The sequence below is a fragment of the Brachybacterium sp. HMSC06H03 genome, from assembly GCF_001807385.1.
GTDB lineage: Bacteria > Actinomycetota > Actinomycetes > Actinomycetales > Dermabacteraceae > Brachybacterium > Brachybacterium conglomeratum.
Genome location: NZ_KV788864.1, coordinates 1 through 11383, shown reverse-complemented (window position 1 = coordinate 11383; position 11383 = coordinate 1). Strand labels below are relative to the sequence as shown.

12 protein-coding genes and 1 riboswitch are annotated in these 11383 nt (G+C 72.3%); of the genes, 1 reads left to right on the top strand and 11 read right to left on the bottom strand.

Annotated features, from left to right (window positions below; translation table 11 throughout):
• From HMPREF3159_RS11325 to HMPREF3159_RS11305, 5 genes are all read right to left on the bottom strand, one after another.
• On the bottom strand, positions 1 to 873 hold an 873-nt coding region (locus HMPREF3159_RS11325; RefSeq protein ID WP_141748192.1), incomplete at its 3' end, for a DEAD/DEAH box helicase.
• Entirely contained in the window at positions 870 to 1835 is a 966-nt protein-coding gene (locus HMPREF3159_RS11320) for a diacylglycerol/lipid kinase family protein (protein WP_070501115.1), read from the bottom strand. The genes HMPREF3159_RS11320 and HMPREF3159_RS11325, both read right to left, overlap by 4 nt.
• Complete coding sequence (tatC, locus tag HMPREF3159_RS11315; RefSeq protein ID WP_246821623.1) at positions 1832 to 2740, bottom strand: twin-arginine translocase subunit TatC; 909 nt, start codon at positions 2738 to 2740, stop codon at positions 1832 to 1834. The genes HMPREF3159_RS11320 and tatC overlap by 4 nt, the downstream gene beginning before the upstream one ends.
• A gap of 68 nt (positions 2741 to 2808) precedes the next feature.
• Positions 2809 to 3123 (bottom strand): Sec-independent protein translocase subunit TatA, encoded by a 315-nt coding sequence (gene tatA, locus HMPREF3159_RS11310; RefSeq protein ID WP_070501113.1) that lies wholly within the window; start codon positions 3121 to 3123, stop codon positions 2809 to 2811.
• Positions 3124 to 3252: 129 nt separating this feature from the next.
• Entirely contained in the window at positions 3253 to 5256 is a 2004-nt protein-coding gene (locus HMPREF3159_RS11305) for a WYL domain-containing transcriptional regulator (protein ID WP_246821622.1), read from the bottom strand.
• Positions 5257 to 5324: 68 nt separating this feature from the next.
• Between HMPREF3159_RS11305 and HMPREF3159_RS11300 the strand changes: the two genes are divergently transcribed.
• Entirely contained in the window at positions 5325 to 6509 is a 1185-nt protein-coding gene (locus HMPREF3159_RS11300; protein ID WP_070501111.1) for a DUF3866 family protein, read from the top strand.
• Here the strand turns inward: HMPREF3159_RS11300 and HMPREF3159_RS11295 are convergent.
• The 6 genes from HMPREF3159_RS11295 to HMPREF3159_RS11270 form a co-directional block, all read right to left on the bottom strand.
• Positions 6506 to 6979 carry a PH domain-containing protein gene (locus HMPREF3159_RS11295; protein WP_070501110.1) on the bottom strand — a complete coding sequence of 158 codons (474 nt, stop codon included), beginning with the start codon at positions 6977 to 6979 and terminating at the stop codon, positions 6506 to 6508. The genes HMPREF3159_RS11300 and HMPREF3159_RS11295 overlap by 4 nt on opposite strands.
• 7 nt (positions 6980 to 6986) lie before the next feature.
• Positions 6987 to 7844 carry an ATP phosphoribosyltransferase gene (hisG, locus tag HMPREF3159_RS11290; protein ID WP_010551581.1) on the bottom strand — a complete coding sequence of 286 codons (858 nt, stop codon included), beginning with the start codon at positions 7842 to 7844 and terminating at the stop codon, positions 6987 to 6989.
• A gap of 75 nt (positions 7845 to 7919) precedes the next feature.
• Positions 7920 to 8183: a phosphoribosyl-ATP diphosphatase gene (locus HMPREF3159_RS11285; protein WP_010551582.1), complete on the bottom strand. Its 264-nt coding sequence runs from the start codon at positions 8181 to 8183 to the stop codon at positions 7920 to 7922.
• Positions 8184 to 8256: 73 nt separating this feature from the next.
• Positions 8257 to 8964: a nicotinamide riboside transporter PnuC gene (gene pnuC / locus HMPREF3159_RS11280; protein WP_070501109.1), complete on the bottom strand. Its 708-nt coding sequence runs from the start codon at positions 8962 to 8964 to the stop codon at positions 8257 to 8259.
• A 90-nt stretch (positions 8965 to 9054) separates the two neighbouring features.
• Positions 9055 to 9173, bottom strand: a riboswitch (FMN riboswitch).
• 26 nt (positions 9174 to 9199) lie between these two features.
• On the bottom strand, positions 9200 to 9886 hold the full coding sequence (gene rpe, locus HMPREF3159_RS11275) for a ribulose-phosphate 3-epimerase (RefSeq protein ID WP_070501108.1): 687 nt from the start codon (positions 9884 to 9886) through the stop codon (positions 9200 to 9202).
• On the bottom strand, positions 9883 to 11383 hold a 1501-nt coding region (locus HMPREF3159_RS11270; protein WP_070501107.1), incomplete at its 5' end, for an RsmB/NOP family class I SAM-dependent RNA methyltransferase. The genes HMPREF3159_RS11270 and rpe, both read right to left, overlap by 4 nt.

The following is an 11383-nucleotide window of genomic DNA, read 5'->3' as shown; positions in this document are numbered from 1 at the left end:
CGAGCCGTGGCGTCCGGCGCCGCGGGGGCGGTGGCGGCCGCGGGTGCCCTTCCGGCCGCGATAGCCGCGGCCTCGCTGCCCCCCGCTGCGCTCGTCCACCGGCAGGGAGAAAGAGGTGATGCGCTCGATCTCGGGGTTGACCTGACGATCGCTGCGGGCACCGGGGCCGTGGGAGACGACGGCCTCCCCGTCGGCGTCGACGAAGAGGTCCAGCAGCTCCTCGCCGACGATCACGTGCTGCCACAGCGGCACCGGCCGCGTCTCGGAGACGATGATCGAGGTCTCGCCCCGCACCTCCTGGAGCCAGGCCCCGAACTCCTCGGCGTTCGAGACCGTCGCCGAGAGCGCGACCAGCTGGACGGAGCGGTCCAGGTGGATGATGACCTCTTCCCACACGGGCCCGCGCAGGCGGTCGGCGAGGTAGTGCACCTCGTCCATCACCACGAAGCCCAGCCCGTCCAGCAGGTCGGAGTCCGCGTACAGCATGTTGCGCAGCACCTCGGTGGTCATCACGACCACCTCCGCGGTGGGGCGGATCGAGGTGTCGCCCGTCAGCAGGCCGACGCGCTCCGCGCCCAGCCAGTCCGCCAGTTCGCCGAACTTCTGGTTGGACAGCGCCTTGATCGGCGCGGTGTAGAAGACCTTCCGGCCCTGCGCGAGCGCGAGATGCACCGCGAACTCGCCGACGACGGTCTTGCCGGCGCCGGTCGGGGCGGCCACCAGCACGGAGCGGCTGTCCTCGAGGGCGCGGCCGCCGGCGAGCTGGAAGTCGTCCAGTGCGAAGTCGTAGCGGGCGGTGAAGGCGGTGAGCTCGGAGTTCTCCCGCCGCTTCTCCTCGGCCCAGGCGGCGTACTTCTCGGAAGGAGAGGTCACTGCGCTCCCCCGTCGACCGCCCTCTCGCCGCGCAGCGCCGAGAGATCGGCAAGCAGGCGCACAGCGCCGGGCAGCACGCGCGCGGTGAGGGGCAGCAGGGAGCGGGCCTCCCCGTCGGCGTAGGCGCGCAACGAGCGGCCGTGGCGCAGTCCCACGGTCACCTCGCGCACCGGGCGGATCCGCACACCCTCGAGCTCGGTGTGGGTGCCCTTGAAGACGCGGGGGAAGAATCGCAGGAGATCGCGTCTCCCCCGTCCCTCGACGCTCAGCAGCTCGAGCTGCCCGTCGTCGATGCGGGCGTTCGGGACCATCTGCATCCCGCCACCGTAGACCCCGGAGCTGCACAGGGACAGCAGCGGCGCGTCGATCTCGAACCGCTCGCCGCCGTCGATCTCGAGCCAGTACGGCAGCGGGGTGAAGGTGGGCAGCTCCCGCAGCACGGCGGTGGTGTAGCGCACGGTGTGGGACGCCCGGGAGCTGTTGGCGCGGGCGTTGACGATCGCGTCGAAGCCGAGGTTGACGTTGCCGAGCGCGAGGGACCGGTGCGGCAGCGCGTTCTCCCCCGCGGAGGTCACCTCGATCGCGTCGATGGTGACGACCGGGCGGGACAGCGCGTGCAGGAGCGCGCGGGTGGACTCCTCGGGATCGTTGATGCTGAGCCCCAGCGAGCGGGCGAAGTCGTTGCCGCTCCCGGCGGGCACGATCCCGAGCCGCACGGGGGTGCCCGCGACGATCTCGGCGCCGAGCGAGACGGTGCCGTCCCCGCCCACCACCACGAGGGCCGTCAGCGAGTCGCGGACCTCCTCCGCCCGGGCCCGGGCGACGTGCGCGCTGGGACCGGAGAGGTCCACGACCGAGATGCCCGCGAGATGCAGCAGATGCCCCACCTGCCGTCCCACGCGATGGGCGGTGCCCTGGGCGGCGGTGGGGTTCGCGAGCAGGCCGACGCGGAGTCTGCTCACCGGCCGCCCTCGTCGGGCTCGTCGAGCCGGGAGGGGCCGTCGATCTTCTCGACCTCGTCGTCGATGCGACTGGCCTCGTCGTCGTCGAGGTCCTCGTCGCCGCTGCGCTTCGCCTGGCGCCGGTCGTGGAGCAGCGCGATGACGATCGCTCCGAAGAAGAGGCTGGCGATCGCGGCGGACATCGCGATGAGCGTGATCGGCTCGGGCGTGGGCACCATGACCGCGGTGAAGGCGAAGCTCAGGAAGATGATCCAGCGCCAGGCCTTGAGCATCGCGCGGCCGCTGACCAGGCCCATGAAGTTCAGCAGCACCATGACCACCGGCACCACGAAGGCGACGCCGAAGGCGAGCATGGTCTTGACCAGGAGCGAGAGGTACTCGTCGTAGCTGATGAGCTGTTCGACCCCATCGGCCTGCGGGGTGAAGCTCAGCAGCACGGGCACGAGCTGGTTCACGGCCCAGTACCCGGCGAGGCAGCCGATGAAGAACAGCGGGATCGCGGAGCCGAAGAAGCCGATCGCGTAGCGTCGCTCATTCTTGTGCAGGCCCGGCATCACGAAGAGCCAGATCTGCAGCATGATCATCGGGGACGAGAGCAGCAGGCCCACATAGGCGGACATCTGCAGCTTGACGTTCAGGCCGGTGCCGACCCCCCGGAAGTTGAGGTCGGCCTGCAGGCCCTGTTCTGCGGCGAGCGTGAAGGGACGCTTGAGCGCCTCGAAGACCCAGTCGAACAGGAACCAGCCCACCACCGAGAACACCAGCACCGTGATGGCGCTGATGACCAGACGGTTGCGGAGCTCGGTGAGGTGCTCGCCGAGGGACATGCGTCCCTCGGGGTCGCGTCCCCTCTTCGTCGCGGGCGCACCCTGCGCCTGGTCGCGTCCCTGTGTATCACTCGCCACGGATCAGTTTCCTCCCAGCCCGGCAGGAGGGGACGGGCATACGGCCCTGCCCCGTCCCGGCGCGGAGCTCAGTCGCGGCGGTAGGGCTCGTCGTCCTCGCGCGGGGCGCGGACGGTCTCGCGGTCGCGGTCCTCGCGAACCTCACGGTCGCGGGGGTCGTACTCGCGGTCGGAGCGAGCGCGGTCGGAGCGGGCGGGACGATCCGACTCGTACTCGTCGTCCCCGCGCTTCTCGTCGCCGCGCATCTCCTCGACCTCGCTCTTGAAGATGCGCATGGACTTGCCCATGTTGCGCGCGAGTCCCGGAAGCTTGTTGGCCCCGAACAGCAGGATCACGAGCACGATCAGCAGCACGATCGCCCAGGGGTTGCGGAAGAAGTTCATGGAAGTCCCTTTCAACAGCGCCACGACTCAGCGCAGGCGCGCCCATCATCCCACAGGGGACTGGGCGCCGGACGGGCCGCCACGGCGACGGCTCGGCCCACCGCACGGCGGGTCGTCCCAGGGTAGCGCCTAGCGAGGGGTGTGACGTGCAGCGCCCGCGCGCGCCACAGTCACGATCGTGTCTCTGAGCGCGGCAGGGGACAGCACCTCGGCGGCGCCGGCGGACTCGAGCACCGCGTCCACGAGCGGTGCCCGCACCGGGCCGTCGAGACGGGCGTAGGTCGCGCCCCCGCCGTCGCGCAGCTGGGTGGCGGCGAAGGACTCGGCGATCCAGTGCCCGGCGGCCTCCAGGCGCAGCCACACCTCGCCTTCGACACGGCCGGAGAGGTCGGCGTCGACCCCGGGAGCGGGCCTGCTCATCGGGGTCCCGCCCGGCAGGATCTCCACGATCCGGTCCAGGCGGAAGCGGCGGCGGCCGCCGGCGAGCTCGCAGTCGGCCACGAGATAGGAGCGAGCCCCATCGGACTCGATCCGCTCGGGACGGATCCTGCGCACGCTCGTGCCCGAGCGGTCGGTCGAGGAGTAGCGGATGGTCAGCGTCGCCTCGTCGGTGCCCTGCCCGGCGCGCAGCGCGGCGCCCACCGCAACGAGCACCGTCTCGGCGCGGTCGGCGGTGCGGGCGGCCCGCTCGTCGGCCGAGAGGGCCTCGGCGATCTCCTCGCGGCGAGGGACGGGCGGGGCGGGGGCGCCCTCGGCCGGTGCCTCGCCGGACATGGCGGCCAGCAGCTTCACCCGGGCGGAGTCGACGACCTGCTCCGCCTCGCCCGCGGCGGGCTCGAGAGCGGCGAGACCGGCCAGCAGCGCCGTGATCTCGACGGCGCTGAGGCTGAGGGCGCGGCGCAGCGGCTCCGCATTGCGCACTCGCACGGTGCCGTGCTCCCACTCCGCCTCGATGAGGTCCTCCCAGCCGGCGCCCATGTCGCCGCACACGAAGAGCACCTGCAGATCGTCGACCAGCTGCTTCTCGCTGACGCCGAGCGCCTCGGCGAGCTCGGCCAGGTCCGCCTCGCCGCGGCTCATGACGAAGGATGCGGCGGAGATCAGGCGCGAGAGGTGGTCGCCGCTCTGCGGGCTCACCCGGATCCGTGGGGCGGGGCGCGGCGCGGCGGCCTCGAGGGCGTCGAGCGCGGCGGGGCCCTCGTGGCGCGCGGCGACCACCTCCAGTACCTCGGCGATCTCGGCGCGCCAGGCGGCGGGCTCGAGCAGCTCGACCCAGCGCGCGTCGGCGAGGACCAGGCGGCGGGTCGCCGGGCGGGGCAGCTCGGGCAGGCGCAGCTGCTCGGCCTCGAGCGGGGCGACGGCGCGGTCGCGCAGGGCGAGCGCCTTGTACGGAGCGGCCCGCAGCAGCGCGGAGGCCCGGTCGTCGCTGTCGAGCATCCGCTCGAGCACGTCGGCGAGGTCGATGTCGTCGGGGCGGGGCGCCTTCGCGGCGGGGCCCTCGGCGGGGAAGGACTCGATCCGGGAGGCACGGAACACGCGGGGCGCGTCGCGGTCGCGGTCGTGGCCGTAGACGTACCAGTGCCCGTCGTGGACGCCGACGACCCACGGCTCGACATGGCGCTGCGCGGGGGCGCCGTGCGTGCCGCGATAGGTGAAGCGCACCGAGCGCCCGGTCACCACGGCGTCCAGCAGCGGGGAGAGCACGGGCAGGGACTCGACGGCGCCGCGCGGTGTGCGCCGCAGCAGGTCGGGGTCCGCGTCGTGGCCGAGGCTGAGCAGCTTCGCGCGCACGCGCCTGGCCGCTCCCCCGGCGGTCGCGTCGTCCCAGGCGCGGCTCGCGGCGAGCAGCACCGTGTACTCCTCGGTCGTGAGATCGAGCACCGCCGTGGAGGGCGAGGCGTCGATCCGGTAGTGCACGGTGTTCTCGTCCAGCACGTCCCGCTCGGCGACGAGCGGGAGCCCGAGCTCGAGGATCGCGGCCTTGTCGCGCTCGAACATCCGCTCCGCGGCCTGCTCGGACGTTGCCTCGGCGTAGTCGGGGATGACGGCGAAGAGCTTCGCGCGGTCGATCCGCCGTCGCGAGCCGATCGTCATGATGACGTTGAGCAGTCTCTCCACGTTCTTCGAAGCCACCCGCCCAGACTAGCCGGACGGGATCACGGGGATGCGGAGCTTCCGCCGCGCGCCTCTAGGCTGGGGCCATGCTGCGATGGGAACGGGGCACCGTGAGTGCCGTGACCAGCTCCTGGCCCGGAGTGGACCGACTCGAGATCGATCTGGACGACGGGGCGGGGATGCTGAGCGCGATCGCCTACGAGGAGCTCACCGGGCGTCCGCGCGCCGGCGAGCAGGTGCTGCTGAACACCAACGCCGTGCGGCGCGAGCTCGGCACCGGCGGCGACGCCATGGTCGTGGCCCGCACCGAGGTGCTCCCGGAGGCCGCCGAGGTGCGAGGCCACATGGTCAAGGCCCGCTACACGCCGATGCAGACCATGGTCGACGCGCTCGACGACCCGGGGAGCGAGCACTACGAGACGGTCCGGGCGGCCACCGGCATCGACGGGATGCCCGTGGTGGTCGCGGACCTGCACTCCTCCCTCCCCGCGATCGTCGCCGGGATCCGGGCGCGGCGCCGCTCGGCCCGGATCGCCTACGTGCATACCGATGCCGCGGCGCTGCCCGCCGTCTACTCGAGGAGCGCGGCCCGGCTGCGCGAGGCCGGCCTGCTCACCGCCGTGATCAGCGCCGGGCAGTCCTTCGGCGGCGATCTCGAGGCGGTCACGGTCCACTCGGCGCTGCTGGGCGCCCGGCATGTGGTCGGCGCGGACGTCGCGATCGCAATCCAGGGCCCGGGCAATCTCGGCACCGGCACCGGCTGGGGCTTCTCCGGCATCCAGACGGCGGAGTCGCTCCACGCGGCCTCGGTGCTCGGCGGCGTGCCGATCGCGACCCTGCGGGTCTCGGAGGCCGACGAGCGGGCGCGGCACCGCGGCCTGTCCCACCACTCCTCCACTGCCTACGGGCGGGCGCTGCTCGCACCGGTGCACCTGCCGGTGCTCCCCCGCACCGACTCCCGATACAACTCTTTTCATGAGTCAGTGCGGAAACAGGTCAAGAGCACGATCCTGAAGCCGGCGAAGAAGCGCGGCGTGCTGCACCACCTCACCGAGGTCGACGCCAAGGGGCTGCGCGATGCGCTCGAGGAGATGCCCGTGCGGATGACCACGATGGGACGGACCCTCGCCGAGGACTACGCCTCCTTCCAGTACGCGGCCCTCGCCGGGCGCTGCGCGGCCGAGCGCCTCCCCGGCGCCGGTGGCGGCTCGGGCGGCACGAAGGGCGAGTCCAAGGGGCCCAAGGAGCCCAAGGGCGGCGCGAAGCGCTAGACGTCGCCCTCGCCGTGGGCCTCGCCGCGCTCCTGGACCAGGTGCAGCAGGCGGTGCGCGGCGGAGATCGCCCGATCGCCGTCGTAGCGCTGGATCGCGTGCAGCGGATGGGTGCGCCCGTCCGCGAGGTCGAGATGGGCCCAGGGATCACCCATCGGGAAGCTGATCCCGAGCACCTCGGGCCACTCGAAGGTACGGGTGCGCATGAGGTTGCGGACCTCGAGCCGGTCGGGACGGGCGACCACCCGCACCGAGGCCTCGAGATGGCAGAACAGTGCGATGAGCAGGCCGATCATGAGCAGACCGAGCCGTCCGCCGAGCTGGAAGCTCGTGATGACGACGGCGCCGCCGATCATCCCGGCCATCACGATGACGGCGGTGGTGTAGGCGGCCCAGCGCACCGCCCGAGGACGGAACACCTCGACGGCGCGTGCGTCGTCGCGGCCCGGGGACCCTGCGGCACTGCTCATCGGGATCTCAGATGCGGCAGGCCTGGATCGCCGTGACCAGGATGGCACGGGCGCCGGCCTCGTAGAGCTCGTCCATCATGCGGTGCGCGGAGCGGCTGTCGACCATGGCGCGCACGGCCGACCACTCCCCGCCGTGCAGCGGAGAGACGGTCGGGGACTGCAGGCCGGGGGTGATCTCGACCGCCCGCTCCAGCAGCGCGGAGGGGATGTCGTAGTCGAGCATCACGTACTCGCGGGCGACGAGCACGCCGCGGATGCGCCGCTCGAGCACCTCGAGCGCGTGCTGCGCCTCGTCGTCCAGCTCCATGCCGGGGCGGGAGAAGAGCACGGCCTCGCTGGTCATGATCGCTTCGCCGAAGGGCTCCAGCCCTGCCTCGCGCAGCGTGGTGCCGGTCTCGACGACGTCAGCGATCACATCGGCGACGCCGAGGCGGATCGAGGACTCGACGGCGCCGTCGAGGTGGACCACCTCGGCGCTGATCCCCCGCTCGGCGAGGTAGTCCTCCACGAGGTTCTCGTAGCTGGTGGCGATGCGGGAGCCCTGCAGCTCCTCTACGGTGCTGTGCGTCCCGGCGGGCGCGGCGAAGCGGAAGGTGGAGCGGGCGAAGCCCAGCGAGAGGATCTCCTGGGCCGGGGTGCGGGAGTCCAGCAGCATGTCCTGGCCGGTGATGCCGACGTCGACCGTGCCGGAGCCGACGTACACCGCGATGTCCCGGGGACGCAGATGGAACAGCTCCACCCCGTTGTCCTCGTCGACCACGACCAGCTCCTTGGAGTTGCCGCGGCGGCGATAGCCGGCCTCCTGGAGCAGGTCGGCGGCGGGGTCGGACAGGGCGCCCTTGTTGGGCACGGCGATGCGGAGCACGGATCCTCCTCGGCCGATGCGGCGGCCTCGAGACGGGTGGGACGGGAAGTCGGGGGCGAGCGGCGCGGGGCCGGCTCAGAGATGTCGGTAGACGTCCTCGAGGGAGATGTCCTTGGCGATCATCATGACCTGAAGGTGGTACAGCAGCTGGCTCATCTCCATGGCGGCGTCGTCGGTGGACTCGTGCTCGCAGGCCATCCACACCTCGGCGGCCTCCTCGACGATCTTCTTGCCGATCTGATGGACGCCGGCATCGAGCTCCGCGACGGTGCCCGATCCCTCGGGTCGGGTGCGGGCCTTCTGGGTCAGCTCGGCGAACAGTGCCTCGAAATCCTTCACGGGGCCAGGGTACGCGTCCCGGCAGGTGCTCCGCGGTGCGGACCGCCTGCCGGGCACGCGCCCCGCCCGTGGCTCAGCCGCGGCGGACCGTCGGGTCCAGGTGCGCGGTCTCGACCGTGACCCGGTCGGCCTCGGCGTCGCGGCGGCTGCGCACCCGCCACCAGACGAAGAAGCCGGTGAGGGTGAACGCGCCGTAGAAGAGATACATGAACGCGCTCGCGTAGTAGCCGGCGCTCCACAGCAGCGGCACGCCGACGAGGTCGACCGCGACCCAGATCAGCCAGAACTCGACCCAGCCCTTGGCCATGCCGAAGGTCGCCAGCAGGCTGCCCATGAAGATCCAGGCGTCGGCCCAGACCGGCTCGTAGGAGCCCAGCGCCCGGAACAGCGGGGTGAGCGCCGCGGTGCCGCCGACGAGCACGACGAGCAGCAGGGCGCGGGTGCCCCAGGAGGCCCAGACGGGCTCGACCGCGGTGCCGTCCTCGTGCTTCGCCTGGCGCCAGCGCACCCAGCCGTAGACGCTGGTGGCGATGAACATGATCTGTCGGCCGGCCTGGCCGAGCAGGTCGACGGAGTTCGGGTTGCCGAAGACGCTGCCGAGGAAGACGGTCAGCAGCAGGGCGTTGCCCAGGATGCCGATGGGCCAGGCCCAGACCTTGCGGCGCATGCCGCCGAGCGCGCTGAGCAGTCCGAAGACGTTGCCGAGCACCTCGCGAAGCAGGAGGAACTGGCCTCCGCCGAATTCGATCTTGGCGTCGAAGAGCCACTGCAGGATGTCCATGTCGGTCCTTTCACCTCGGATGCAGTGGCTCCGGGGGAAAAGGGTTGCCTGCGGGGCTCGGGGAGGCGTGCGCCGTCCCGGGACCTGCGGGACGTGCGCCTCTCATCCAGGCTGTACTGTCGGTGCCGGAATTCCACCGGCTCCACCGCAGGATGCGGGTCGCGGACTGTCACCGCCGGCTCGGACTTTCACCGACCCCGGAGCACGTCACAGGATGTGACGGAGCAAGGATAGGTCAGTGCGCGGCGTGGGCGCCCGCCAGTTCGCGCAGGGCGGAGATCTCCTCGGCGGCGTCGCGGGCCTTGTAGATCGCGGAGCCCGCGACGAAGACGTTCGCGCCCGCCTCGGCGCAGCGCTCGATCGTCTCGCGGCTGACGCCGCCGTCGACCTGGATCGAGACCTCGAGGTTCGCCTCGGAGATCGCGCGGCGGGCACGACGGATCTTCGGGAGCATCGTCTCGAGGAAGCTCTGCCCGCCGAATCCGGGCTCGACCGTCATGATCAGCAGCATGTCGAACTCGCCGATGATGTCGATCAACGGCTCGACCGGGGTGGCGGGGCGCAGTGCGACGCCGACCTGGGCGTTCTTGCGGCGCAGGTCGCGGGCGAGCTTGACGGGGGCGCGGGCGGCCTCGAGGTGGAAGGTCACCGAGGAGGCGCCGGCCTCCGCGAAGACGGGGGCCTGGGTGTCGGCGTCCTCGATCATCAGGTGCGCGTCGATCGGGATGGGGCTGCGCTCGACGATCTGCTCGACCATGCTCGGCCCGAAGGTCAGGTTCGGCACGAAGTGGTTGTCCATGACGTCGACGTGGACGCTGTCGGCGCTGGAGATCTTGTCGAGCTCGGCGCCGATGGACATGAAGTCGGCGTTGAGGATGCTGGGGTGGATGAAGCTGGAGTCGGTGGAGTACGAGATGCTCATGAGCTCGGGGTTCCTTCCTCGGTGGGGACGGGGAGCCTGCGCAGCAGGCAGATGAACATGGCGTCGGTGCCGTGGACGTGGGGCCACAGCTGGACGTCGGGGCCCTCGCCCAGCTCGACCTCGTCCCGCACGGAGGGCAGCAGGCCGGACCGGACGGCGGGGCGGGCGTCGAGGCGCTCGACGTCGTCGCGGCGCTTGAGGACGTCGGCGACGATCAGGCGGGTCTCGGCCAGGTGGGGCGAGCAGGTGACATAGGCGACGACGCCGCCGGGCGCGGTCGCGTCCAGCGCGGAGGCCAGCAGGTCGCGCTGGATCGCGCCGAGCTGGCCGACGTCCGCGGGGGTGCGGCGCCAGCGGGCCTCGGGCCGGCGGCGCAGCGCACCGAGCCCGGAGCAGGGGACGTCGGCGAGGACGCGGGAGAACTCCCCCGGCCGCTCGGCGCCGATGGTGGTGCCGTCGGCGGTGAGGGTGGTGATCTCGCAGCCGGCCTCGCGCAGGCTCGCCACCGCGCGGTCCACCAGCTCGGTGCGGTGCTCCTGCAGCTCGACGGCGAGGAGGTCGGCGTCGTGGTCGATGGTGAGCCCGCCGAGCAGGGCGGTCTTCCCGCCGGGGCCCGAGCAGAGGTCGAGCCAGTGGGCGTCGTCGGCGAGGACGAGGTCGTCGGCGCCGAGCGCGAGGGAGAGGGCTGCGAGCTGGGAGCCCTCGTCCTGCACGGCGACGCGGCCCTGCTTGACCAGGTCCATGCCGCCGGGGTCGCCGGAGGGCCAGGCGGCGGCGAAGACGGAGAGCCGGCCCTGGCTCGCGCCGTGGTCGATCAGCTCGTCGAGGTCGGTCAGGCCCGGGCGCATCACGAGCGAGACCGCGGGGGCCTGGTTCTGCGCCTCGAGCAGCTGATCGATCTCGTCGCGGGAGCGGCCGTTCCCGGCGAGAGAGTCGGACAGCGCCCGCACCACCCAGCGGGGGTGGGAGTGGACGACGGCGAGATGCCCGGTGGGGTCCTTCTCCCGGTCCGGGGCGACCTCCGCGATCCAGGTGGGGAGGTCCTTCTCCCCCACCCGGCGCAGCACGGCGTTGGCGAAGCTCGCGCCGCCCGCGCCGACCTCGGCGCGGGCCAGGGCCACGGTCTCGGAGGTCGCGGCGTGCGGGGCGACGGTCATGTCCAGCAGCTGGTAGGCGCCGAGGCGGAGCACGTCCAGCAGCGCGGGTTCGACCTTCGCCAGCGGTCGGTCCACGCAGGCGGCGATGATCGCGTCGAGCCGGCCCTGCGCGCGCAGCGAGCCGTAGAACAGCTCGGTGGTGAAGGCGGCGTCGCGGCCGGAGACGCGGTGGCTGCGCAGCAGGCGGGGCAGGACGAGGTTCGCGTATGAGTCCTCCTCGCGCACCAGGCGCAGCCCCTCGAGGGCGACCTGGCGGGAGGGGGTGGAGGCGCGGGAGCGCTCCGAGGGGCGGGAGGAGGACCAGCCGCGGCGCGGGCCGCCCTGGCCGCGCGAGCCGGAG